We start from the raw sequence: 24,600 nt of genomic DNA on the forward strand, positions 1-24,600 counted from the left end.
TCCGCTCCTTAAGCTTTGGCTTTGGCCTTGACGGCCGGGGTAACGATGACCTTGCCGCCCTTGGAGCCAGGGATCGCGCCCTTGACCAGCAGCAGCTTGCGCTCTGCGTCGATCTTGGCGATCTCCAGGTTCTGCACGGTGCGGGTGGCATCGCCCAGGTGACCGGTCATGCGCTTGCCCGGGAACACGCGGCCCGGATCCTGCGCCATACCGATCGAGCCCGGCACGTTGTGCGAGCGCGAGTTACCGTGGGTGGCACGGCCCGATGCGAAGTGGTGACGCTTGATGGTACCGGCGTAGCCCTTACCGATCGTCACGCCCTGCACGTCGATCTTCTGACCGACTTCGAACAGGTCGACCGACAGCGAACCGCCAGCTTGCAGTTCGGCAGCCTTGGCTGCATCGATACGGAATTCGCGGATGATTTCGCCAGCTTCCACACCGGCTTTGGCGAGGTGACCCGCCAGCGGCTTGGTAACGCGGCTTGCGCGTCGGGCGCCGAAGGTGACTTGAACGGCGGTATAACCGTCGGTCTCGTCCGTCTTGATTTGCGTCACGCGGTTGTCGCCGACCTCGACCACGGTAACGGGAATCGAATCACCGTCGTCCGTGAAAATACGGGTCATGCCAACCTTGCGACCTACAAGGCCTAGGCTCATGGTTTGCTCCATTCCCAGCTGCGATTGGCCGGGGCTGATTGATACACGAAAACTGTGTTTGCGCAGTTGCGCTGCATTTGCGCTTAAAAGGGCTGCGCTAAAGAAGACTGCGCGAGGCCAACACGGCCAACCCACCACCCGGATAAACGGGTAGCCTTACACTATATCCCACTGCCTTGGAAAGGGCAACATGAATTGCCGAATTCCGCCGGGAATTGCGGCTTCAACCACAGTAGCCGGGGAAATTGCGCCGCGAAGCAGACTTTCGGCGGCGCGATAGCCGCCGAAGCGCTCCGTTCAGGCCGCGAGGGCGTCGAAATGGCCGCCCTGGAACGAGCGATACCGGGGCAAGCACGGGCTTTTACTTGCCTTCGCTTTCGGTCCAACGAGCCATCAGCGTGTTGGAGGGCAGCGTTTCATCTAGCAGCTTGCGCGCTGTCTCCACGCCCGCCACCGGCAGCCCCTTCGGGTCCAGCTTCCCTATCTGCACCAGCACGCTGGCCTGGTCCCAGTAGATGTGCTCGTGGTAGAGCTTGTCGCCCCGGAACTTGACGATGGCGATCAGCGGAATCTCCACGCGCTTGCCGGTTGGCGGCACGCCGGGCAGCATCCAGTCGATCTCGCAGGTGTGCGTGAAACAAAACAACATCTCGTCGACGACCTGGCTTGCTCCGATGGTGCGCGACAGCGGAATCAGTGTGGTATCGGGCGGATTGCTGTGGACGAAGTGATGCTGGTAGAAGCGCCGGAGCTGCTGGTGTCCGACGCCGCCCGTCATCGTGGGGATGTGGTTGACGTAGGGCTCGCCCACCATCGTCGCCATGGTGGCATCGACATCACGAGTGGCGAACTCGTATTCGCAGTGCTTATCCCACAGCGCCGAGAAGTCATAGTGCGGGCCCATTTCGCCGCGGTACGCAGCGATGGAGCGCTGGTGTGCCGTCAGCGCCGAGGCTTTGTCGAAGTGCTCTCCGCCCGCGCGTGCAAATGCGTGGTCCATGCCCGGGTACAGGTAGAGTTCGATGGCAGGCTGACCGCCTAGCGCCTCGCGGATCCGGGCCTGCGCCTCCGGCGGGCAGAATCCGTCGCGCTCGGCGATATGCAGCACCAGCCGGCCGCGGATATTTGGCGTCTCGGCCAAGGCGTGCTCGATGCCGACGCCGTAATAGCCGACGGCACAGGCCACATCCGGCAACCGGCACGCCGCCAGGTAGGCCAGCTTCCCGCCCAGGCAGAAGCCCAGCACGCCGGTATGTCCCACGCATTCCGGACGCTGGCGCAGCGCGGCCAAGGCCGCGCCGACGTCCTGCACGCCCTTGTCCTCGTCGAACTGCCGGTATAGACCAAGCGCACGCTGGAAGTCCTCGCCGCGGTCGGCCAACTCGATGCCCGGCGCGATGCGCCAGAACAGATCCGGCACGAGCACGGTATAGCCTTCCTCGGCGTAGTAGTCAGCCACCTGCCGCATGGTGGCATTGACTCCGAAGATTTCCTGGCACAACACGATGCCGGGGCCCTTGCCTGCCGCCGGGGTGGCGAGATATCCGCTGAAACTGCCGTCCTGGGTCTGGATCTGGATGGTCCGGCCCATGCCTTCTGCTCCTTTAGGTTGCGGTGGGTACGGCCGCCGTGCGCGGCTGCGCCTGCCCTTCATGATGACAGATGTCCACCGGCGGCTCGCGGGCAAGGGGGGCGCTGCCGTCCCGCAAAACAAAAACGGCGAACCGAAGTTCGCCGTTTTTCTGCAGCAGGCCGCTGGCGCGGCCCGAAGCATGATTACACCTTGATCTCGACGTCCACGCCTGCCGGCAGGTCGAGCTTCATCAGCGCGTCGACGGTCTTGTCGGTCGGGTCGACGATGTCCATCAGGCGCTGGTGAGTGCGGATCTCGAACTGATCACGGCTGGTCTTGTTGACGTGCGGCGAACGCAGGATGTCAAAGCGCTGGATGCGGGTCGGCAGGGGCACGGGGCCCTTGACGATCGCGCCGGTACGCTTGGCGGTATCCACGATTTCGGCTGCCGACTGGTCGATCAGGCGATAGTCGAAAGCCTTCAGGCGGATACGGATCTTCTGGTTCTGCATGATATTTCCTTAAAAGAGCGATGGGCAATGTGCCCGGATCAAAGGGGACACGCCCGCGGGCATGTCCCAGGAAGTTGCTTAGTCGAGGATCTTTGCCACGACGCCGGCGCCGACGGTACGGCCACCTTCGCGGATAGCGAAGCGCAGGCCTTCTTCCATGGCGATCGGGGCGATCAGCTTGACGGTGATCGACACGTTGTCACCCGGCATCACCATTTCCTTGTCCGCCGGCAGCTCGATCGAGCCGGTCACGTCGGTGGTACGGAAGTAGAACTGCGGGCGGTAGTTGTTGAAGAACGGGGTGTGACGGCCACCTTCGTCCTTCGACAGAATGTACACCTCGCCGGTGAAGTGGGTGTGCGGCTTGATCGAACCCGGCTTGCACAGCACCTGGCCGCGCTCGACGTCTTCACGCTTGGTGCCGCGCAGCAGCAGACCGACGTTGTCACCAGCCTGGCCCTGGTCCAGCAGCTTGCGGAACATTTCCACGCCGGTGCAGGTCGTCTTGACCGTCGGCTTGATACCAACGATTTCGATTTCTTCGCCGACCTTGATCACGCCACGCTCGATACGGCCGGTCACCACGGTGCCGCGACCCGAGATCGAGAACACGTCTTCCACCGGCATCAGGAACGTACCGTCCACGGCGCGCTCCGGCGTCGGGATGTAGGTGTCCAGCGCGTCGGCCAGGTTCATGATGGCGACTTCGCCCAGCTCGCCCTTGTCGCCTTCCAGCGCCAGCTTGGCCGAACCCTTGATGATCGGGGTGTCGTCGCCGGGGAACTCGTACTTCGACAGCAGCTCGCGAACTTCCATCTCGACCAGCTCGAGCAGTTCAGCGTCGTCCACCATGTCGCACTTGTTCAGGAACACGATGATGTACGGCACGCCAACCTGGCGGGCCAGCAGGATGTGCTCGCGCGTTTGCGGCATCGGGCCGTCAGCGGCCGAGCAAACCAGGATTGCGCCGTCCATCTGGGCGGCACCCGTGATCATGTTCTTCACGTAGTCGGCGTGGCCCGGGCAGTCAACGTGCGCGTAGTGGCGGTTGGCCGTTTCGTACTCGACGTGGGCGGTATTGATGGTAATACCGCGTGCCTTTTCTTCCGGCGCTGCGTCGATTTCGTCGTACTTCTTGGCGGCACCGCCAAACTTCGCTGCCAGCACCGTGGCGATCGCTGCGGTCAGCGTGGTCTTGCCATGGTCAACGTGACCAATCGTACCAACGTTCACGTGCGGCTTGGTCCGCTCGAACTTTTCCTTTGCCATTTTTCAGCTCCTGATAGGAATGCAATCTTGTTGTTTCATCGCGCCGCCGCTCCGGCTGGCGCGGCGGCGAACTTCCAATTACTTGCCCTTGGCCGTCATCACGGCTTCGGCGATGTTCTTCGGTGCTTCAGCGTAGTGCTTGAATTCCATCGTGTACGTGGCGCGGCCTTGCGTGGCCGAGCGCAGCGACGTGGAATAACCGAACATTTCCGACAGCGGGACTTCGGCCTTGATGATCTTGCCGCCGCCCACCATGTCGTCCATGCCCTGCACGATGCCGCGGCGGGACGACAGGTCGCCCATCACGGTACCGGTGTAGTCTTCCGGCGTTTCCACTTCCACGGCCATCATCGGCTCGAGCAGAACCGGGCTGGCCTTGCGCATGGCTTCCTTGAAAGCCATCGAGCCGGCCATGCGGAACGCGTTTTCGTTCGAGTCCACGTCGTGGTACGAACCGAACGTCAGCGTGACCTTCACGTCCACCACCGGGAAGCCGGCCAGGATGCCGTTCGGCAGCGTGTCGACGATACCCTTTTCGACTGCCGGGATGTACTCGCGAGGAATCACACCGCCCTTGATGGCGTCGATGAACTCGAAGCCCTTGCCCGGCTCTTGCGGTTCCAGCGTGATGACAGCGTGACCGTACTGGCCGCGGCCGCCCGACTGCTTGACGAACTTGCCTTCGACGCCTTCGGCCGTCTTGCGAATGGTTTCGCGGTAGGCCACTTGCGGCGCGCCGATGTTGGCTTCCACGCCGAATTCGCGCTTCATGCGGTCGACCAAAATTTCGAGGTGGAGCTCGCCCATGCCCGAAATGATGGTCTGGCCCGATTCTTCATCGGTACGCACGCGGAACGACGGATCTTCAGCGGCCAGGCGGTTCAGGGCGATACCCATCTTTTCCTGGTCAGCCTTGGTCTTCGGCTCGACAGCCTGCGAGATCACCGGCTCCGGGAACACCATGCGCTCGAGCACGATCGGTGCAGCCGGATCGCACAGCGTGTCGCCCGTGGTGGCGTCCTTCAGGCCCACTGCAGCGGCGATGTCGCCGGCCAGCACTTCCTTGATTTCTTCGCGCTGGTTGGCGTGCATCTGCAGAATACGGCCCAGGCGTTCCTTCTTGCCCTTGACCGGGTTGTAGACGGTGTCGCCCGAGTTGATCTTGCCCGAGTAGACGCGGAAGAAGATCAGCTGGCCCACGAACGGGTCGGTCATGATCTTGAACGCCAGTGCCGAGAACTTTTCGGTGTCGTCAGCCTTGCGCTCGAGCTTCTTCTCGCTGTCGTCTTCGTCCGTGCCCGTAACCGGCGGAATGTCGACCGGCGACGGCAGGAAGTCGATGACGGCGTCGAGCATACGCTGCACGCCCTTGTTCTTGAACGCGGTTCCGCACAGCATCGGCTGGATTTCGCAGGCGATGGTACGGTCACGCAGCGCCTTGACGATCTCGGCGCGGGTCAGCTCTTCGCCGCCCAGGTACTTTTCCATCAGCTCTTCGCTGGCTTCGGCGGCGGACTCGACCATCTTCTCGCGCCATTCGGCAGCGGTGTCTTGCAGCTCGGCCGGGATGTCCTGGTATTCGAACTTCACGCCCTGGCTGGCTTCGTCCCAGACGATCGCCTTCATTTCCAGCAGGTCGACGACGCCCTGGAAGCCGTCTTCAGCGCCGATCGGCACCACGACGGGCACCGGGTTGGCCTTCAGGCGGGTCTTCAGCTGGTCGTAGACCTTGAAGAAGTTCGCGCCGGTACGGTCCATCTTGTTGACGAACGCCAGACGCGGAACCTTGTACTTGTTGGCCTGGCGCCACACGGTTTCCGACTGCGGCTGCACGCCGCCCACTGCGCAGTACACCATGCATGCACCGTCCAGCACGCGCATGGAACGCTCCACCTCGATGGTGAAGTCCACGTGTCCCGGGGTGTCGATGATGTTGAAGCGGTGCTCGGGGTAGTTACCCGCCATGCCCTTCCAGAAGGCAGTCGTCGCAGCGGAGGTGATCGTGATGCCACGCTCCTGCTCCTGCTCCATCCAGTCCATGGTGGCCGCGCCGTCGTGCACTTCACCGATCTTGTGATTCACACCGGTGTAGAACAGGATACGTTCGGTCGTGGTGGTTTTACCCGCGTCAATGTGAGCGGAAATACCGATATTGCGGTAGCGCTCAATGGGAGTCTTACGAGCCACTTTAATCCTCTATTCGTTCGTGAGGCGCCGGCATCTCATGCCGCGCGCCCTTAACACAAACGGGCGAGATGTGTAAAAACACAGCCCGCCCGGCAACCAACAGTGTTTTCGCGCGCTTTAGAAGCGGAAGTGCGAGAACGCCTTGTTGGCTTCGGCCATGCGGTGCACTTCGTCGCGCTTCTTCATCGCGCCGCCACGGCCTTCCGATGCTTCCAGCAGCTCACCTGCCAGGCGCAGCGCCATCGACTTCTCGCTGCGTTTCTTCGCGGCCTCGCGCAGCCAACGCATCGCCAATGCCAAACGACGCGACGGACGGACTTCGACCGGAACCTGATAGTTGGCGCCGCCCACGCGACGGCTCTTCACTTCCACCACCGGCTTCACGTTGTTGATCGCAACGGAGAACACTTCGATGGGGGCCTTGCCTGCCTTCTTTTCGATCTGGTCGAACGCGCCGTACACGATACGTTCGGCAACCGACTTCTTGCCGTCCAGCATCAGCACGTTCATGAACTTGGCAACTTCAACGTTACCGAACTTCGGATCAGGCAGAACGTCCCGCTTGGGGACTTCACGACGACGTGGCATCTTATTTCCTTTAGATTCAGTTGAGAGCGCGGTTTGTTGTCTCCGCTCTCCGGCCACCAACTAGCTTGCATGCATGAACAGCAAATTCGCCGGGTGACCACTTACTCGACGGCACGGCGCACAAAAACGCTCCGTTGTACCGCCGCCTTTTGACAGTTCCGTGACACTTGCCACCGACTGTCGCTTGTTGCTTGCGATAAAAGCTTAGGCAGCCTTCGGACGCTTCGCACCGTACTTCGAACGGGCTTGCTTGCGGTCCTTCACGCCTTGCAAGTCCAGCGAGCCACGGACGATGTGGTAACGCACACCCGGCAAGTCCTTCACACGGCCACCGCGGATCAGCACGACCGAGTGTTCCTGCAGGTTGTGGCCTTCACCGCCGATGTACGAAATGACTTCGAAACCGTTGGTCAGGCGCACCTTGGCGACCTTACGCAGTGCCGAGTTCGGCTTCTTCGGCGTCGTGGTGTACACGCGGGTGCACACGCCGCGACGCTGCGGGCAGTTCTCAAGTGCCGGGCTCTTGCTCTTGATGACTTCAGAGACGCGCGGCTTGCGAACCAGTTGGTTGATAGTTGGCATTGTTCAATCCAGCTTGGTTTTACGAAAAACACCTCTCACGCCCGGCAGGACCGGGGAAAGAGGCAACTACGGGTTTTGGGCGGGAGAGGTGAGCGGGCGCTCAAGGGAGGGACTGTGCGGTAACAGCATTCCAAAGAGCGCGAGCCGACACCCGGATCCCGCATCTACCGCCGCCGGACTGCCAGAAGCCATCCGGAAGGCTTGCCGGGCAGCGGATCAAGGTCCACATAGCCGACGGGCGAGCGAAATCCAAAGCCAAAAACTCGAATCTGGCATGGTAGCAGCGGAATCGTATACGGTCAAGCCGTATACCGAATGCTGCCCAGCGCGTCTAAACCCGGTTCAGCGTATCGACGATGGCCTGGCCGTAGCGCTCGAGCTTGGATGCACCAATCCCGGGAATGCCTTCCATGGCCGACAGGGAATCCGGCGCGGTGCGAGCCAGTTCGGCCAGCGTGGCGTCATGGAAGATGACGTAGGCTGGCACGCCATGCTCGCGCGCGGCGTCGGTGCGCCAGCGGCGCAGGGCCTCCCAGTTGGCCAGCGTGCCGGCGTCCATGTCGGCGGTATGGTCGGTGCGGGCGCCACGCGCGGCGCGCTCGCCGGACTTGCCGGGCTTCGTGGCCTGCCGGCGCAGGATGATCTGCCGGCCGCCCTTGAGCACTTCGCGCGCGCCCTCCCCCAGCAGCAGCGCGCCGTGGCCGCCATGGTCGATCACCAGCAAACCCTGGGCAATCAGCTGGCGGAAGACGGTGTGCCATTCATGGACGGTGCGGTCCTTGCCGATGCCGAAGGTCGAGACCTTGTCGTGGCCCCACTGCCTGATCTTTTCGGATGCATTGCCGCGCAGCACATCGATCAGGTGGGTAGCGCCGAAATGCAGCCGGCTGGCCTGCGCCGTACGATAGACGCAGGACAGCGCCATCTGCGCTTCGCGCGTGCCGTCCCAGGTGGCGGGCGGCTCCAGGCAGGTATCGCAGTTGCCGCAAGGTTCGCTGGCCTCGTCGAAGTAGGCCAGGATGCGCACGCGCCGGCAGCCCGCCGTCTCGCACAATCCCAGCAAGGCATCGAGCTTCGCCGATGACACGCGCTTGAAGGCGTCGTCGGCTTCGGATTCGTCGATCATGCGCTTCTGCTGCACCACGTCGCCGAGACCGTACGCCATCCAGGCATTGGCCGGCAGCCCGTCCCGGCCGGCGCGGCCGGTTTCCTGGTAGTAGCCTTCCATGCTCTTGGGCAGGTCCAGGTGAGCGACGAAGCGTACGTCCGGCTTGTCGATGCCCATGCCAAAGGCAATGGTAGCGACCATCACCACGCCTTCCTCTTCGCGAAAGCGCGACTGGTGGCGCTGTCGCGTGGCCGGGTCCATCCCGGCGTGATACGGCAGCGCATTGAGGCCATGGCTCCTCAGCCACTCGGCAGTGTCCTCCACCTTCTTGCGCGACAGGCAATAGACGATGCCGCTGTCATGCGTGCCATCTGCGGCGGTGTGCTCGGCCTTGATGAAGGCCAGCAACTGCTGCCTGGCGTTGTCCTTCTCGACGATCCGGTAGCGGATATTCGGGCGGTCGAAGCTGGAGACGAAGACTCGCGCATCATCCAGCGACAGCCGTTCGATGATCTCGTCGCGCGTGACCGCGTCGGCCGTGGCGGTCAGTGCGATGCGCGGCACGTGCGGAAAGCGCTCGTGCAGTACCGACAGCTGGATATATTCGGGCCGGAAATCGTGGCCCCACTGCGATACGCAGTGCGCCTCGTCGATCGCAAACAACCCGACGCGCGTGCGTTCAAGCAGATCGAGAAAGCGCGGCGTCATCAGACGTTCCGGCGCAACATAGAGAACTTCCAGGCGGCCCGCCAGCAGGTCGCGCTCGAGCGCGGAAGCCTCTGACCCGGTCAGCGTGGAATTGAGTGCGCAGGCACGCACGCCGGCTTCGGTCAGCGCGGCAACCTGGTCTTGCATGAGCGCGATCAGCGGCGACACCACGATTCCGACGCCCTGGCCGGCGCGTTGCCGTAGCAGCGCCGGGATCTGGTAGCAAAGCGACTTGCCGCCGCCGGTCGGCATCAGGACGAGGCAATCGCCACCCGACGCGACATGATCGATGATTTCGCCCTGGCGTCCGCGGAAGGCGTGGTAGCCGAAGACATCCTTGAGGATCGCCAGTGCTTGCGACATGGACAACGGAATAGCGGTAGCCGGAAAAGCCGTAACCATACACTAAGAACGCAGCGGTCCGCCCTGGCGGGACAAACTGTCGGATGTTTCTTACGTCTGTAGCGATACTGCGATGCAGGGCCGCCGCCTCAAGGCGAAATCACACCGGGTCACAGACGAAAAAAAAGCCCGGCTGGATCAGCCGGGCTTCTGGTCCGCCTTGCGGCGGAGCGCTACTGCATGGATCAGGCGTTGTCGCCTTCACCCTCGGTCGCCTGCACCACCGGCGGCGGCTCGATGAAGAGCGACTGCTCTTCTTCGGAGATCGCCTGGGCGCGTTCGCGTTCGGCCGACTCGCGTGCCTTGCGGGCACGGTGGTAGGCCAGGCCGGTACCGGCCGGGATCAGACGGCCAACGATCACGTTTTCCTTCAGACCACGCAGGTCGTCGGTCTTGCCCATGATCGCGGCTTCGGTCAGCACGCGCGTGGTTTCCTGGAACGATGCCGCCGAGATGAAGCTGTCGGTCGACAGCGACGCCTTGGTAATACCCAGCAGCAGGTTCTCGTAGGTCGCCGGACGCTTGCCTTCGGCGATCACGCGATCGTTCTCGTCGAGCAGTTCCGAACGCTCCACCTGTTCACCCGGGATGAACTTGGTGTCGCCCACGTCTGCCACCTGCACACGGCGCAGCATCTGGCGAACGATCACCTCGATGTGCTTGTCGTTGATCTTCACGCCCTGCAGACGGTACACGTCCTGGACTTCGTCCACGATGTAGTGCGCCAGCTCTTCGATGCCCTTCAGGCGCAGGATGTCGTGCGGATCCGCCGGACCTTCCACGATCATTTCGCCCTTGTTCACCACCTGGCCGTCGTGCACCAGCACCTGCTTTTCCTTCGCGATCAGGAACTCGTGGGCATTGCCGTCGAGGTCGGTGATGACCAGGCGCTGCTTGCCCTTGGTGTCCTTGCCGAACGAAGTCGTGCCGGTGACTTCCGCCAGCACGGCGGCGTCCTTCGGCGAACGCGCTTCGAACAGTTCGGCCACACGCGGCAGACCACCGGTAATGTCACGGGTCTTCTGCGATTCGGTCGGGATACGTGCGAGCACTTCACCGACGTGAACCTGCTGGCCGTCCTTCACGGTAATCAGCGCGCCAACCTGGAAGCCGATGGTCACGGAGTGGTCCGTGCCCGGAATCTTGACTTCCTGGCCGTTCGCGTCGAGCAGCTTCACCTGCGGGCGAATGCCCTTGGTGGCAGCCGTGCGGCGCTTGGCGTCGATCACCACGAGGGTCGACAGGCCGGTGACCTCGTCCATCTGCTTGGCGACGGTCACGCCTTCTTCCACGTTCTCGAACTTGGTCGTGCCGGTGTACTCCGAAACGATCGGGCGAGTCAGTGCGTCCCACGTGGCCAGCTGCGTGCCAGCCTTGATGGCCTGGCCGTCCTGCACCAGCAGCGTGGCACCGTACGGGATCTTGTGGCGCTCGCGCTCGCGGCCGTGGTCGTCGGTGATCAGCGCTTCGCCCGAACGCGAGATGACGATCAGCTCGCCCTTCGCATTGGTCACATAGCGCATGGTCGCCGTGAAACGCACGGTACCGGTTGCCTTCGCTTCAACGCTCGATGCCACGGCCGCACGCGATGCCGCACCACCGATGTGGAACGTACGCATGGTCAGCTGCGTGCCCGGCTCACCGATCGACTGGGCGGCAATCACACCAACCGCTTCGCCGGAGTTCACCATCACGCCGCGGCCGAGGTCACGGCCATAGCACTTGGCGCACAAGCCGTAGCGCGTATCGCACGACAGCGGCGTGCGCACCTTGACTTCATCCACGCCGATCGCGTCGATCAGGTCGACCAGGTCTTCGTCCAGCAGCGTGCCGGTCTCGATCGCGGTTTCCTGGGTTTCAGGGTTCACCACGTCGGCCACGGTCACACGGCCCAGGATACGGTCGCGCAGGGCTTCGATCACTTCACCGCCTTCGACCAGGGCCTTCATGGCCACGCCGTTGGAGGTGCCGCAATCGTCTTCCACCACGACCAGGTCCTGCGTCACGTCGACCAGACGGCGGGTCAGGTAACCCGAGTTCGCGGTCTTCAGTGCCGTATCGGCCAGACCCTTACGCGCGCCGTGGGTCGAGATGAAGTACTGCAGAACGTTCAGACCTTCACGGAAGTTCGCCGTAATCGGCGTTTCAATGATCGAGCCATCCGGCTTTGCCATCAGGCCACGCATGCCGGCCAGCTGGCGGATCTGCGCGGCGGAACCCCGTGCACCCGAGTCGGCCATCATGTAGATGGAGTTGAACGACTCTTGCTTGACGGTGTTGCCATTGCGGTCGACCACGTCTTCGTGCTGGAGCTGCTCCATCATCGCCTTGCCCACCTGGTCGCCGGCGGCGCCCCAGATGTCCACGACGTTGTTGTAACGCTCCTGGTCCGTCACCAGGCCCGACATGTACTGCTTGTCGTATTCCTTCACCTTGGCCGAAGCCTCGGAGATGATCTTCTCCTTCAGCGGCGGCACCAGCATGTCGTCGATCGCGATCGAGATACCGGCGCGCGTCGCCAGGCGGAAGCCCGACTGCAGCAGCTTGTCGGCGAAGATCACGGTCTCGCGCAGGCCGCACTTGCGGAACGCGGTGTTGATCAGGCGCGAGATTTCCTTCTTCTTCAGCGGCTTGTTCAGCACCGAGAACGGCAGGCCCTTCGGCAGGATCTCCGACAGGATCGAGCGGCCGACGGTGGTCGCCTGCAGCGTGATCTTCGGTGCGAAACGCGCGTCGCCCTCGGCGTCCTTGTCGACCAGCTCATACTCGGTGATACGCACGTTCACGCGGGAAGCCAGTTCGACTTCCTTGTTCTCGTAGGCGCGGATCACTTCGCTGATGTCGGCAAAGGTCATGCCCTCGCCCTTGCCGTTGATCTTGTCGCGGGTCGTGTAGTACAGACCCAGCACCACGTCTTGCGACGGCACGATCGACGGGTCGCCGTTGGCCGGGAACAGCACGTTGTTGGAGGCCAGCATCAGCGTGCGGGCTTCCATCTGCGCTTCCAGCGACAGCGGGACGTGAACAGCCATCTGGTCACCGTCGAAGTCAGCGTTGAACGCTGCGCAGACCAGCGGGTGCAGCTGGATGGCCTTGCCTTCGATCAGCACCGGCTCGAACGCCTGAATGCCCAGGCGGTGCAGCGTCGGCGCACGGTTCAGCATCACCGGGTGCTCGCGGATCACCTCTTCGAGGATGTCCCACACCACCGGCGTCTGGCTTTCCACTTCCTTCTTCGCCGCCTTGATAGTGGTGGCGATGCCCATCGTTTCCAGCTTGTGGAAGATGAACGGCTTGAACAGCTCGAGCGCCATCAGCTTAGGCAGGCCGCACTGATGCAGCTTGAGCGTCGGGCCCACCACGATGACCGAACGGCCCGAGTAGTCGACGCGCTTGCCCAGCAGGTTCTGACGGAAACGGCCGCCCTTGCCCTTGATCATTTCGGCCAGGGACTTCAGCGGACGCTTGTTGGCGCCGGTCATCGCCTTGCCGCGACGGCCGTTGTCCAGCAGCGAGTCAACCGCTTCCTGCAGCATGCGCTTTTCGTTGCGCACGATGATTTCAGGGGCCTTCAGCTCCAGCAGGCGCTTCAGGCGGTTGTTACGGTTGATGACGCGGCGATACAGGTCGTTCAGGTCCGAGGTCGCGAAGCGGCCGCCGTCCAGCGGCACCAGCGGGCGCAGTTCGGGCGGCAGCACCGGCAGCACTTCGAGGATCATCCACTCGGGCTTGATGCCCGAACGCTGGAAGGCCTCGAGCACCTTCAGGCGCTTGGCGAACTTCTTGATCTTGGCTTCGGAGCCGGTAGCCTGCAGTTCGGCACGGATCTGTTCGATCTGCTTCTCGATGTCGATGCCGCGCAGCAGTTCACGGATGCCCTCGGCGCCCATCATGGCGACGAACTCGCCCTCGCCGTACTCGTCGCACTTCGCCAGGTAGTCGTCTTCCGACATGATCTGGCTCTTCTTGAGCGGGGTCATGCCGGGCTCGAGCACCACGAATGCCTCGAAGTACAGCACGCGCTCGATGTCGCGCAGCGTCATGTCCAGGACCATGCCCAGACGTGACGGCAGCGACTTCAGGAACCAGATGTGCGCGGTCGGCGCGGCCAGTTCGATGTGGCCCATGCGCTCGCGGCGCACCTTGGCCAGCGTCACTTCAACGCCGCACTTCTCGCAGATCACGCCACGGTGCTTCAGGCGCTTGTACTTGCCGCACAGGCACTCGTAGTCCTTGATCGGGCCAAAGATCTTGGCGCAGAACAGGCCGTCGCGTTCCGGCTTGAACGTACGGTAGTTGATCGTTTCCGGCTTCTTCACTTCGCCGTACGACCACGAACGGATCTTGTCGGGCGATGCCAGGCCGATCTTGATCGCGTCGAACTGCTCTTCCTGCTGAACCTGCTTAAAGAGATCGAGCAATGCTTTCATTGCAACTCCTTGTTTCGCCACGGCCCCGGAGTCTGTCCGGTGCCGCGGCATTCAATCCTGTGGGAAATCCTGCGCTGGTGGGTGCCCGCCGTGGCCGGCACCCGCATCGTCTCGATCAATAGCGATCGAGGTCGATGTCGATACCCAGCGAGCGGATTTCCTTCACCAGCACGTTGAACGATTCCGGCATGCCGGCATCGATCGAGTGCTCGCCCTTGACGATGTTTTCGTACACCTTGGTACGGCCGTTCACGTCATCGGACTTGACGGTCAGCATTTCCTGCAGCACGTACGATGCGCCGTAGGCTTCCAGTGCCCACACTTCCATCTCACCGAAACGCTGGCCACCGAACTGCGCCTTACCACCCAGCGGCTGCTGCGTGACGAGCGAGTACGGGCCGGTCGAACGCGCGTGCATCTTGTCGTCGACCAGGTGGTGCAGCTTCAGCATGTGCATCACACCCAGCGTGACCGGACGCTCGAACGCTTCGCCGGTGCGGCCGTCGAACAGCGTGACCTGCTGCTTGGAAGCGGTCAGGCCCTTCTCCTTCGCGATCTCTTCCGGATAGGCGAGGTCCAGCATGCGGCGGATTTCGTCCTCATGCGCACCGTCGAACACCGGCGTCGCGAACGGCACGCCCTTCTTCAGGTTCTCGGCCAGTTCCAGGACTTCCGAATCCGACAGGCTGTCGAGGTCTTCGACCTTGCCGCTCTCGTTGTAGATCTGCGTGAGCAGCTTGCGCAGTTCGGCTGCCTTGGCTTGCGCCTTCAGCATGTTGCCGATGCGCTCGCCCAGACCGCGCGCGGCCCAGCCCAGGTGGGTCTCGAGAATCTGGCCCACGTTCATCCGCGAAGGCACGCCCAGCGGGTTCAGCACGATGTCGGCAGGCGTACCGTCGGCCATGTAGGGCATGTCTTCGATCGGGGTGATCTTGGACACAACGCCCTTGTTGCCGTGACGGCCTGCCATCTTGTCGCCAGGCTGCAGGCGGCGCTTGACGGCCAGGTACACCTTGACCATCTTGATCACGCCCGGCGGCAGTTCGTCGCCCTGCGTGAGCTTCTTGCGCTTCTCTTCGAAGGCCAGGTCGAACTCGTGGCGCTTCTGCTCGATGGCTTCCTTGACGGCTTCGAGCTGGGCAGCCACTTCCTCGTCGGCCGGACGGATGTCGAACCAGTGGTACTTGTCGATTTCCGCCAGGTATTCCTTGGTCAGCTTCGCGCCCTTGGCCAGCTTCTTCGGACCGCCGTTGACGGTCTTGTCGACCAGCAGACGCTCCAGACGCTGGAACGCGTCGCCTTCCACGATACGCAGCTGGTCGTTCAGGTCCAGGCGATAGCGCTTCAGTTCGTCGTCGATGATCGACTGGGCACGCTTGTCGCGGGTCACGCCTTCGCGGGTGAAGACCTGGACGTCGATCACGATGCCGCTCATGCCCGACGGCACGCGCAGCGAGGTGTCCTTCACGTCCGAAGCCTTCTCGCCGAAGATCGCGCGCAGCAGCTTCTCTTCCGGCGTCAGCTGGGTCTCGCCCTTCGGCGTGACCTTGCCCACCAGCACGTCGCCGGCTTCGACTTCGGCGCCGATGTAGGTGATGCCCGACTCGTCCAGGCGAGCCAGCTGGGCTTCGGCCAGGTTCGAGATGTCGCGCGTGATTTCTTCAGGTCCGAGCTTGGTGTCGCGGGCAACGACCGACAGTTCCTCGATGTGGATCGAGGTGTAGCGGTCTTCGGCCACCACGCGCTCCGAGATCAGGATCGAATCCTCGAAGTTGTAGCCGTTCCAGGGCATGAACGCGACCAGCATGTTCTGGCCGAGCGCGAGCTCGCCCAGGTCGGTCGAGGCGCCATCGGCCACGACGTCGCCGCGGGCCACGTGGTCGCCCACCTTGACCATCGGACGCTGGTTGATGTTCGTGTTCTGGTTCGAACGCGTGTACTTGATCAGGTTGTAGATGTCGACGCCGACTTCACCGGCCACGGCTTCGTCGTCGTTCACGCGGATCACGATACGCATCGCGTCGACGTAGTCGACCACGCCACCACGCATGGCTTGCACGGCGGTGCCCGAGTCGACCGCAACGGTGCGCTCGATGCCGGTACCCACCAGCGGCTTGTCCGGACGCAGGCAAGGCACGGCCTGACGCTGCATGTTCGCGCCCATCAGTGCACGGTTCGCGTCATCGTGTTCCAGGAACGGCACCAGCGAGGCAGCGGCCGACACGATCTGCGACGGCGCCACGTCGATGTACTGCACGCGGTCCGGCGTCACCATACGGGTTTCACGCTCGGAGCCTTCACGCGCCGACACCAGTTCGTCGGTCAGGTTGCCTTCGCCGTCGACGGTTGCGTTGGCCTGGGCCACCACGTACTTGCCTTCCTCGATCGCCGACAGGTAGTCGACCTGGTCGGTCAGCTTGCTGTTCTCGACCTTGCGGTACGGGGTTTCCAGGAAGCCGTACTCGTTCAGGCGGGCGTACAGTGCCAGCGAGTTGATCAGGCCAATGTTCGGGCCTTCCGGCGTTTCGATCGGGCACACGCGGCCATAGTGGGTCGGGTGCACGTCGCGGACTTCAAAGCCGGCGCGCTCGCGCGTCAGACCGCCCGGGCCAAGAGCCGAAACACGGCGCTTGTGGGTGATTTCCGACAGCGGGTTGGTCTGGTCCATGAACTGCGACAGCTGCGACGAACCGAAGAACTCGCGAATCGCCGACGAGATCGGCTTCGAGTTGATCAGGTCGTGCGGCATCAGGTTCTCGGTCTCGGCCTGGCCCAGACGTTCCTTGACGGCGCGCTCCACGCGCGACAGGCCGGCACGGAACTGGTTCTCCGCCAGTTCGCCGACGCAACGCACGCGGCGGTTGCCCAGGTGGTCGATGTCATCGACCTCGCCCTTGCCGTTGCGCAGGTTGACCAGGATCTTGATGGTCTCGAGGATGTCCTCGTCCTGCAGCACCATGCTGCCCTCGCCGGTCGGGCGCGACAGACGGCTGTTAACCTTCATGCGGCCAACGCGCGACAGGTCGTACGACTCTTCGCTGTAGAACAGGCGCTGGAACAGCGCTTCCACGGCGTCTTCGGTCGGCGGCTCGCCCGGGCGCATCATGCGGTAGATCGCGATACGCGCAGCGGTCTGGTCGGCGGTCTCGTCCACGCGCAGCGTCTGCGACATGTACGGGCCCTGGTCCAGATCGTTGGTGTACAGCGTCTGGATCTGCTTGACGCCGGCTTCACGCAGGTTTTCGAGGACGGTCTCGGTCAGCTCGTCGTTGGCGTTGGCAATCACCTCGCCGGTATCCGGGTCGATGATGTTCTTCGCCAGCACGCGGCCCACCAGGTAGTCTTCCGGCACGCTGATCAGCTTGGTGCCAGCCGAATCCAGGTCGCGGATATGCTTGGCGTTGATCCGCTTGTCCTTTTCGACCACGACACGGCCGTTCTTGTCGGCGATGTCGAAGCGCGCGACTTCACCGCGCAGCCGCTCGGGCACGAACTCGAGCTGCGCGCCTTCCGACTGCAGCGTGAAGTTGTCGAACACGAAGAAGTGCGCGAGGATCTGCTCCGGCGTCAGGCCGATCGACTTCAGCAGGATCGTCACCGGCATCTTGCGGCGGCGGTCGACGCGGAAGTACAGGATGTCCTTCGGGTCGAACTCGAAGTCCAGCCACGAGCCGCGGTAAGGAATGATACGGGCCGAGAACAGCAGCTTGCCCGAGCTGTGGGTCTTGCCCTTGTCGTGCTCGAAGAACACGCCCGGCGAGCGGTGCAGCTGCGACACGATGACACGCTCGGTGCCGTTGATCACAAACGAACCGGTGGAAGTCATGAGCGGAATTTCACCCATGTAGACTTCCTGCTCCTTCACTTCCTTCACCTTGCCCGGGTTCTCGCGATCGTTGATGATCAGGCGAACCTTGGCGCGCAGGGCCGAGTGGAACGTCAGGCCACGCTGCTGGCATTCCTTGACGTCGAACGGCGGGTTGGACAGGTGATACGAGACGAACTCCATACGGGCAAGCCCGTTATGGGAGGCAATCGGGAAAATCGCGTTGAAAGCGGCCTGCAGGCCTTCGGTCTTGCGACGCGCGGTCGGCGTTTCCGCTTGCAAGAACTGGGTGTAGGATTCAATCTGGGTTGCAAGCAGGAATGGAACCTGATGAACCGTCGCGCGCTTCGCAAAGGATTTGCGAATGCGCTTCTTTTCGGTGAAGCTGTACGCCATGGGATCTCCGAATCATCGCAGGGCAGCTGGACCTGGCCGCGCCTGAGGTGTTCAGCGACTGGGAGGGGATTTGGCGGTTGGCCGCTACCAACCTCTGGCTGACGGTGTCCGCACGCTGCGGGCGGTGTGGTCAATGCATTAGCGCAAAGCCTGCACTCGCCCGGGGGACACCCGACCAAACTTGTCTTCTGCAGTCGGTTCAGAAGACAAACATCAGCAGCAACACGGTAGTTTGCCACTGATGTTTGGCGTCTGCTGAGACATCGGGCTTTTAACCCGGCTCACGCAACTCTCACATCACATTTCGCCGCTGCAAGTGGCCAATCAAACACACCCGCACAAGCGCAAAAAGGCTGGCGCCGGGAGTTTCCCTTTGCCAGCCCCATTCGCGTGCCGAAAGGCACGCGAGCGATGCATTACTTGACGTCGACCTTCGCGCCAGCGTCTTCCAGCTTCTTCTTGGCTTCGGCAGCAGCAGCCTTGTCCACGCCTTCCTTGACGGCCTTCGGTGCGCCATCAACCAGGTCCTTGGCTTCCTTCAGGCCCAGGCCGGTGATTTCGCGAACAGCCTTAATCACGCCAACCTTGTTAGCGCCGACTTCGGCCAGGATCACGTTGAACTCGGTCTGCTCTTCAGCAGCGGCAGCACCGCCAGCGCCGGGGGCAGCAGCCACGGCCATCGCAGCGGCGGACACGCCAAACTTTTCTTCGAACGCCTTGACCAGGTCGTTCAGTTCCATCACGGACATCGCGCCAACGGCTTCCAGGATGTCGTCTTTAGTGATTGCCATTTGGATTACTCCTAAATTTGATTCGGTATCGGTATTGCGATCGGTATGCCCGATCTGTACGCAGCCTTAAGCAGCCGGGGCTTCCGCTTCTGCGGGAGCGCCTTCGCTATTCTTGGCAGCCAGGGCGGCCAGCAGACGGGCAAAGCCCGACACCGGTGCCTGCATCACGCCAAGCAGCTGAGCAATCAGTTCGTCGCGGCTCGGGATCGAAGCCAGCGCCTTGACGGCGGCAGCATCGAGCACACGGCCGTCATACGACCCAGCGCGCAGGACCAGTTTGTCGTTGGTCTTGGCAAAGTCGTTGAGAACCTTGGCCGAGGCCACTGCATCTTCGGAAATACCGTAGATCAGCGGACCGGTCATTTGCTCTGCGAGGCCAGCAAACGGCGTACCTTCCACAGCGCGGCGGGCCAGCGTGTTCTTCAGAACGCGCAGGTAGACGCCTTGCTGGCGGGCGGTCGCACGCAGCTTGGTCAGATCGCCAACCGCGATGCCGCGATATTCGGCGACGACGATGGTCTGGGCTTTGGCGACTTGCGCCGAAACCTCAGCAACGACGGCCTTCTTATCTTCAATATTGAGTGGCACGGTTTAGCTCCAAAACGATGCTTGTCTTGCGACGCACATCAGTCCATACGAACGGCGACCGATTGGCCCGAATCACCCGGGTCTGGCCCGGCTTCATCAATCCCTTCGGGTGCGCCATCTGCGCTGGCGGGCCGGAAGTCGTCGCAGCGGGTTGCCCCGTTGCGCACGGTCCGACCGATTAAGCCCACGCTCCCCGACAGCAGCAACGCGGACACCAGCGGTCTTTGATAACCAGCGATGCCTGCCACGGCTTGCGCCTGCGGCGGGCACCACTGCCCAAAGCCTTGCTCCTTACCTTACGGTCCGGAGACAGCCCCTGCCGTCGGCAGGAACCTACAATTCTTTTGCTGACCGGCGTTATCGGGTTCCGGTCAACCGAGTGCCGTCAGCTCAGGCCGACAGCGAAGCCTGCTCGACACGCACGCCAACACCCATGGTCGACGACACGGCGATCTTGCGCAGGTACACACCCTTGCTCGTAGCCGGCTTGGCCTTGACCAGAGCTTCCAGCAGTGCTGCCAGGTTGCTCTTCAGGGCGGTGTCTTCGAACGAACGACGACCGATGGTGGCGTGGATGATACCGGCCTTGTCGACGCGGAACTGAACCTGACCGGCCTTGGCGTTCTTCACTGCCTGGGCGACGTCCGGGGTCACGGTGCCAACCTTGGGGTTCGGCATCAGGCCGCGCGGGCCCAGGATCTGGCCCAGCGTACCGACGATACGCATCGTGTCCGGCGAAGCGATCACGACGTCGAAGTTCAGGTTGCCGGCCTTGACTTGCTCAGCCAGGTCTTCCATGCCAACGATGTCGGCACCAGCAGCCTTGGCGGCCTCGGCCTTGTCGCCCTGGGCGAACACAGCCACGCGCACCGACTTGCCGGTACCGGCAGGCAGCACCACGGAGCCACGAACAACCTGGTCCGACTTCTTGGCATCGATGCCGAGTTGCACGGCCACGTCGATCGATTCGTCGAACTTCGCCGAGGCGCAGCCCTTCACCAGGCCCAGGGCCTCGTCGATCGGGTAGAACTTGGTACGCTCGATCTTTGCCTTGTTGGCAGCGACGCGCTTGGAAACCTTAGCCATTTACAGACCCTCCACGGTGATGCCCATCGAGCGAGCCGAACCGGCGATGGTACGCACGGCGGCGTCCAGATCGGCAGCGGTCAGGTCAGCGTTCTTGGCCTTGGCGATTTCTTCAGCCTGGGCGCGGGTGATCTTGCCAACCTTGTCGGTGTGCGGCTTCGGCGAACCCTTGGTGATGCCGGCGGCCTTCTTGATCAGCACGGTCGCGGGCGGCGACTTCATCACGAAGGTGAAGCTCTTGTCGGCGAAGGCGGTAATCACCACCGGCACCGGCAGACCGGGTTCCATACCCTGGGTCTGGGCGTTGAACGCCTTGCAGAACTCCATGATGTTCAGACCACGCTGACCCAGTGCGGGACCAACGGGCGGGGAGGGATTTGCCTTACCAGCCGGAATCTGCAGCTTGATAAAGCCAATAATCTTCTTGGCCATTTCTACTCCAATCCAGATCGCTCCGTTTCACGGAGATGATCCTGTTGAGTCGTAACGCGCTGTCGCCGCACTGTCGCGCGGCCTCACGCTCCTCTTGGCCCAGCCGTTTGGCTGCGCCTTTGCCAGTTGCTCGCCTTGCAGCGGGCAACCAGCAAATTCCTTACACCTTCTCGACCTGGCCGAACTCCAGCTCGACCGGCGTCGCACGTCCGAAGATCGTGACCGAGACGCGCAGGCGCGATTTCTCGTAGTTCACTTCTTCCACGTTGCCGTTGAAGTCGGTGAACGGGCCGTCCTTGACGCGCACCATTTCGCCCACTTCGAACAGCGTCTTGGGACGCGGCTTCTCGACCCCTTCCTGCATCTGGGTCATGATCTTGTCGACTTCGCGCTGCGAGATCGGGCTCGGGCGGTTGCGGGCACCGCCAACGAAACCGGTCACCTTGCTGGTGTTCTTCACCAGGTGCCAGGTTTCATCGGTCATTTCCATCTCGACCAGGACATAGCCCGGGAAGAAACGACGCTCGGTGACCGACTTATGGCCACCCTTGATTTCCACGACTTCTTCAGAAGGCACCAGGATGCGGCCAAACTTGTCCTGCATCTCGGCGCGCTCGATGCGTTCCTGTAGCGCGCGCTGCACGCTCTTTTCCATACCGGAGTATGCGTGCACGACATACCAGCGCTTCTTCGACGAAGGCGATTCCGCGGCGGTGTTTTCCTGCTGGACGTTATCCGTCATGCGCTACCTCTTATTTCCAGCCCAGTACGAGCGAAAAGATGACCCACTCGATGAGCTTGTCGGCCGACCACAGGAACAAGGCCATCACAACGACGAAGGCGAACACCAGCCCGGTCATTTGTCCGGCTTCCTTGCGCGTCGGCCAGACGACCTTGCGAACTTCCCGGTACGATTCCTTGGCGAAGCCAATGAAATCCTTGCCCGGCACCGACACCAGCGCCACGACAACGCCCAGCGCGATGCCCGCGAACAGCGCGGCGCCACGCACATAAGACGGTTGCTGTGCCAGTGCATAGAAACCGATGACGCCGGCAACCACAAGCAGGACCGCGACGCCAAGCAACCACTTGCCGCTATTGGCGTTTACGGTTTCGACATTGGGATTGGCCATGTTTCGCAAACGAGACTAAGCCGCGTCACGAAGGATTTTCGCGACGCGGCTGATTGATTTGGCAGGGGCAGAGGGAATCGAACCCCCAACCTTCGGTTTTGGAGACCGACGCTCTGCCAGTTGAGCTATACCCCTAAAACTACTGTGGGATCAGCAATGAAGCCAATCCCTCTGGCAACGAACGCAGCCGGTTGGTGCCGCGTTCGCCTGATATTGACTGCTTAGTCGAGGATCTTTGCCACGACGCCGGCGCCGACGGTACGGCCACCTTCGCGGATAGCGAAGCGCAGGCCTTCTTCCATGGCGATCGGGGCGATCAGCTTGACGGTGATCGACACGTTGTCACCCGGCATCACCATTTCCTTGTCCGCCGGCAGCTCGATCGAGCCGGTCACGTCGGTGGTACGGAAGTAGAACTGCGGGCGGTAGTTGTTGAAGAACGGGGTGTGACGGCCACCTTCGTCCTTCGACAGAATGTACACCTCGCCGGTGAAGTGGGTGTGCGGCTTGATCGAACCCGGCTTGCACAGCACCTGGCCGCGCTCGACGTCTTCACGCTTGGTGCCGCGCAGCAGCAGACCGACGTTGTCACCAGCCTGGCCCTGGTCCAGCAGCTTGCGGAACATTTCCACGCCGGTGCAGGTCGTCTTGACCGTCGGCTTGATACCAACGATTTCGATTTCTTCGCCGACCTTGATCACGCCACGCTCGATACGGCCGGTCACCACGGTGCCGCGACCCGAGATCGAGAACACGTCTTCCACCGGCATCAGGAACGTACCGTCCACGGCGCGCTCCGGCGTCGGGATGTAGGTGTCCAGCGCGTCGGCCAGGTTCATGATGGCGACTTCGCCCAGCTCGCCCTTGTCGCCTTCCAGCGCCAGCTTGGCCGAACCCTTGATGATCGGGGTGTCGTCGCCGGGGAACTCGTACTTCGACAGCAGCTCGCGAACTTCCATCTCGACCAGCTCGAGCAGTTCAGCGTCGTCCACCATGTCGCACTTGTTCAGGAACACGATGATGTACGGCACGCCAACCTGGCGGGCCAGCAGGATGTGCTCGCGCGTTTGCGGCATCGGGCCGTCAGCGGCCGAGCAAACCAGGATTGCGCCGTCCATCTGGGCGGCACCCGTGATCATGTTCTTCACGTAGTCGGCGTGGCCCGGGCAGTCAACGTGCGCGTAGTGGCGGTTGGCCGTTTCGTACTCGACGTGGGCGGTATTGATGGTAATACCGCGTGCCTTTTCTTCCGGCGCTGCGTCGATTTCGTCGTACTTCTTGGCGGCACCGCCAAACTTCGCTGCCAGCACCGTGGCGATCGCTGCGGTCAGCGTGGTCTTGCCATGGTCAACGTGACCAATCGTACCAACGTTCACGTGCGGCTTGGTCCGCTCGAACTTTTCCTTTGCCATTTCACGACTCCTGTGTCGGCAGCGATATTGCCAGTGCGGTATTTGGTGCCCATGGGCAGGATCGAACTGCCGACCTCTCCCTTACCAAGGGAGTGCTCTACCACTGAGCCACATGGGCAAAACTAGAAGTACTACTTGTCGACAGCAACCACGCGATCTGGAGCGGGTGAAGGGAATCGAACCCTCGTCATAAGCTTGGAAGGCTTCTGCTCTACCATTGAGCTACACCCGCCTGGTTCTTTCTGCTTCACCGGCCTGGTAGCCGGTCACTGTCTTGCATTCTGGTGGAGAGGGCTGGATTCGAACCAGCGTAGGCGTAAGCCAACAGATTTACAGTCTGCCCCCTTTAGCCACTCGGGCACCTCTCCGCAGAGAACTATCGATTATGGGACCTCTCGCCTCGCCTGTCAAGCACTTTCCGTTGCGGAATGCATCGACCGGACCATCGAGCTGGCCACTGCCTGGCGATCTGACGCTGGCTGTAGCAACCCACAAACACAGTTTTAATTTCTGAGTTCTCACCCTATAGGGAGACGCATATCGACGCTCTGGAGGCCCGAAGAAGGCTTAGTGCGAGGTCCCAGTGCGACCTAGGACCAGTTCCAGCACGCTGCCTGGAGCAGAGCTTGGGTGATTCGGAAAAGCAAAAACCCCTCGCAGCACATGCTGTCGAGGGGTTTTGCATTGTAAGAGCCTGGCGATGACCTACTTTCACACGGGTAATCCGCACTATCATCGGCGCGGAGTCGTTTCACGGACCTGTTCGGGATGGGAAGGGGTGGTTCCAACTCGCTATGGTCACCAGGCATAAGGGGTTGTGGCGCTGGGCAGTTCGTCCAACGCCACCAATTCGGGATGTAGTCTTTGTAGTCTTGGGTTGTGCTGTATCAGCCGGCACAAGGCGATCGACCCACCAGG

General features: G+C 62.3%; 17 protein-coding genes, 4 tRNA genes and 1 rRNA gene. All 22 read right to left on the minus strand.

Going from position 1 to position 24,600, the window contains the following annotated elements; translation table 11 throughout:
- Nucleotides 1–8: 8 nt before the first annotated feature.
- Nucleotides 9–659: a 50S ribosomal protein L3 gene (gene rplC / locus ACIGJB_RS15540; RefSeq protein WP_483711562.1), complete on the minus strand. Its 651-nt coding sequence runs from the start codon at nucleotides 657–659 to the stop codon at nucleotides 9–11.
- Nucleotides 660–1,020: 361 nt separating this feature from the next.
- Entirely contained in the window at nucleotides 1,021–2,250 is a 1,230-nt protein-coding gene (locus tag ACIGJB_RS15545) for a dienelactone hydrolase family protein (RefSeq protein ID WP_483730594.1), read from the minus strand.
- A 185-nt stretch (nucleotides 2,251–2,435) separates the two neighbouring features.
- Nucleotides 2,436–2,744 carry a 30S ribosomal protein S10 gene (rpsJ, locus tag ACIGJB_RS15550; RefSeq protein ID WP_006160488.1) on the minus strand — a complete coding sequence of 103 codons (309 nt, stop codon included), beginning with the start codon at nucleotides 2,742–2,744 and terminating at the stop codon, nucleotides 2,436–2,438.
- A gap of 78 nt (nucleotides 2,745–2,822) precedes the next feature.
- Entirely contained in the window at nucleotides 2,823–4,013 is a 1,191-nt protein-coding gene (gene tuf / locus ACIGJB_RS15555; protein ID WP_464221500.1) for an elongation factor Tu, read from the minus strand.
- A gap of 78 nt (nucleotides 4,014–4,091) precedes the next feature.
- Complete coding sequence (gene fusA / locus ACIGJB_RS15560; RefSeq protein WP_483709650.1) at nucleotides 4,092–6,200, minus strand: elongation factor G; 2,109 nt, start codon at nucleotides 6,198–6,200, stop codon at nucleotides 4,092–4,094.
- A gap of 117 nt (nucleotides 6,201–6,317) precedes the next feature.
- Nucleotides 6,318–6,788 carry a 30S ribosomal protein S7 gene (gene rpsG, locus ACIGJB_RS15565; protein WP_010810459.1) on the minus strand — a complete coding sequence of 157 codons (471 nt, stop codon included), beginning with the start codon at nucleotides 6,786–6,788 and terminating at the stop codon, nucleotides 6,318–6,320.
- A 204-nt stretch (nucleotides 6,789–6,992) separates the two neighbouring features.
- Nucleotides 6,993–7,370 carry a 30S ribosomal protein S12 gene (gene rpsL, locus ACIGJB_RS15570; protein ID WP_006576501.1) on the minus strand — a complete coding sequence of 126 codons (378 nt, stop codon included), beginning with the start codon at nucleotides 7,368–7,370 and terminating at the stop codon, nucleotides 6,993–6,995.
- A gap of 331 nt (nucleotides 7,371–7,701) precedes the next feature.
- Nucleotides 7,702–9,549 carry a DNA helicase RecQ gene (recQ, locus tag ACIGJB_RS15575; protein WP_483730595.1) on the minus strand — a complete coding sequence of 616 codons (1,848 nt, stop codon included), beginning with the start codon at nucleotides 9,547–9,549 and terminating at the stop codon, nucleotides 7,702–7,704.
- A 224-nt stretch (nucleotides 9,550–9,773) separates the two neighbouring features.
- Nucleotides 9,774–14,018: a DNA-directed RNA polymerase subunit beta' gene (gene rpoC, locus ACIGJB_RS15580; protein ID WP_483709653.1), complete on the minus strand. Its 4,245-nt coding sequence runs from the start codon at nucleotides 14,016–14,018 to the stop codon at nucleotides 9,774–9,776.
- 115 nt (nucleotides 14,019–14,133) lie between these two features.
- Nucleotides 14,134–18,240 (minus strand): DNA-directed RNA polymerase subunit beta, encoded by a 4,107-nt coding sequence (gene rpoB / locus ACIGJB_RS15585; protein WP_483730596.1) that lies wholly within the window; start codon nucleotides 18,238–18,240, stop codon nucleotides 14,134–14,136.
- A gap of 416 nt (nucleotides 18,241–18,656) precedes the next feature.
- Nucleotides 18,657–19,031: a 50S ribosomal protein L7/L12 gene (rplL, locus tag ACIGJB_RS15590; protein ID WP_011299320.1), complete on the minus strand. Its 375-nt coding sequence runs from the start codon at nucleotides 19,029–19,031 to the stop codon at nucleotides 18,657–18,659.
- 66 nt (nucleotides 19,032–19,097) lie between these two features.
- A complete protein-coding gene (gene rplJ / locus ACIGJB_RS15595; protein ID WP_483709656.1) occupies nucleotides 19,098–19,619 on the minus strand; it encodes a 50S ribosomal protein L10 in 522 nt (173 codons plus the stop codon).
- 390 nt (nucleotides 19,620–20,009) lie between these two features.
- On the minus strand, nucleotides 20,010–20,705 hold the full coding sequence (gene rplA, locus ACIGJB_RS15600) for a 50S ribosomal protein L1 (protein ID WP_483709657.1): 696 nt from the start codon (nucleotides 20,703–20,705) through the stop codon (nucleotides 20,010–20,012).
- Nucleotides 20,706–21,137 carry a 50S ribosomal protein L11 gene (rplK, locus tag ACIGJB_RS15605; RefSeq protein ID WP_010810467.1) on the minus strand — a complete coding sequence of 144 codons (432 nt, stop codon included), beginning with the start codon at nucleotides 21,135–21,137 and terminating at the stop codon, nucleotides 20,706–20,708.
- Nucleotides 21,138–21,297: 160 nt separating this feature from the next.
- Entirely contained in the window at nucleotides 21,298–21,879 is a 582-nt protein-coding gene (gene nusG, locus ACIGJB_RS15610) for a transcription termination/antitermination protein NusG (RefSeq protein ID WP_483730597.1), read from the minus strand.
- 10 nt (nucleotides 21,880–21,889) lie between these two features.
- Complete coding sequence (gene secE / locus ACIGJB_RS15615; RefSeq protein WP_483709659.1) at nucleotides 21,890–22,270, minus strand: preprotein translocase subunit SecE; 381 nt, start codon at nucleotides 22,268–22,270, stop codon at nucleotides 21,890–21,892.
- Between the two features lie 59 nt (nucleotides 22,271–22,329).
- Nucleotides 22,330–22,405, minus strand: a tRNA-Trp gene (locus ACIGJB_RS15620).
- 86 nt (nucleotides 22,406–22,491) lie between these two features.
- Nucleotides 22,492–23,682, minus strand: a complete 1,191-nt coding sequence (gene tuf, locus ACIGJB_RS15625; protein ID WP_464221500.1) for an elongation factor Tu — start codon at nucleotides 23,680–23,682, stop codon at nucleotides 22,492–22,494.
- Between the two features lie 43 nt (nucleotides 23,683–23,725).
- A tRNA-Thr gene (locus ACIGJB_RS15630) sits at nucleotides 23,726–23,800 on the minus strand.
- 40 nt (nucleotides 23,801–23,840) lie between these two features.
- Nucleotides 23,841–23,914, minus strand: a tRNA-Gly gene (locus ACIGJB_RS15635).
- A 50-nt stretch (nucleotides 23,915–23,964) separates the two neighbouring features.
- Nucleotides 23,965–24,050 (minus strand) — tRNA-Tyr (locus tag ACIGJB_RS15640).
- 324 nt (nucleotides 24,051–24,374) lie between these two features.
- Nucleotides 24,375–24,488 (minus strand): 5S ribosomal RNA (gene rrf, locus ACIGJB_RS15645).
- Nucleotides 24,489–24,600 lie beyond the last annotated feature (112 nt).

The organism is Cupriavidus sp. C2SS-8b (assembly GCF_057073745.1).

Bases quoted from the DNA above. Each gene is read 5' to 3' on its own strand.
- rplC (WP_483711562.1), bottom strand. From the start codon at position 659: ATGAGCCTAGGCCTTGTAGGTCGCAAGGTTGGCATGACCCGTATTTTC.
- rpoB (WP_483730596.1), bottom strand. From the start codon at position 18,240: ATGGCGTACAGCTTCACCGAAAAGAAGCGCATTCGCAAATCCTTTGCG.
- rplL (WP_011299320.1), bottom strand. From the start codon at position 19,031: ATGGCAATCACTAAAGACGACATCCTGGAAGCCGTTGGCGCGATGTCC.
- tuf (WP_464221500.1), bottom strand. From the start codon at position 4,013: ATGGCAAAGGAAAAGTTCGAGCGGACCAAGCCGCACGTGAACGTTGGT.
- recQ (WP_483730595.1), bottom strand. From the start codon at position 9,549: ATGTCGCAAGCACTGGCGATCCTCAAGGATGTCTTCGGCTACCACGCC.
- rpsG (WP_010810459.1), bottom strand. From the start codon at position 6,788: ATGCCACGTCGTCGTGAAGTCCCCAAGCGGGACGTTCTGCCTGATCCG.
- rplA (WP_483709657.1), bottom strand. From the start codon at position 20,705: ATGGCTAAGGTTTCCAAGCGCGTCGCTGCCAACAAGGCAAAGATCGAG.
- secE (WP_483709659.1), bottom strand. From the start codon at position 22,270: ATGGCCAATCCCAATGTCGAAACCGTAAACGCCAATAGCGGCAAGTGG.
- tuf (WP_464221500.1), bottom strand. From the start codon at position 23,682: ATGGCAAAGGAAAAGTTCGAGCGGACCAAGCCGCACGTGAACGTTGGT.
- rpsL (WP_006576501.1), bottom strand. From the start codon at position 7,370: ATGCCAACTATCAACCAACTGGTTCGCAAGCCGCGCGTCTCTGAAGTC.
- rplK (WP_010810467.1), bottom strand. From the start codon at position 21,137: ATGGCCAAGAAGATTATTGGCTTTATCAAGCTGCAGATTCCGGCTGGT.
- rpoC (WP_483709653.1), bottom strand. From the start codon at position 14,018: ATGAAAGCATTGCTCGATCTCTTTAAGCAGGTTCAGCAGGAAGAGCAG.
- rpsJ (WP_006160488.1), bottom strand. From the start codon at position 2,744: ATGCAGAACCAGAAGATCCGTATCCGCCTGAAGGCTTTCGACTATCGC.
- ACIGJB_RS15545 (WP_483730594.1), bottom strand. From the start codon at position 2,250: ATGGGCCGGACCATCCAGATCCAGACCCAGGACGGCAGTTTCAGCGGA.
- nusG (WP_483730597.1), bottom strand. From the start codon at position 21,879: ATGACGGATAACGTCCAGCAGGAAAACACCGCCGCGGAATCGCCTTCG.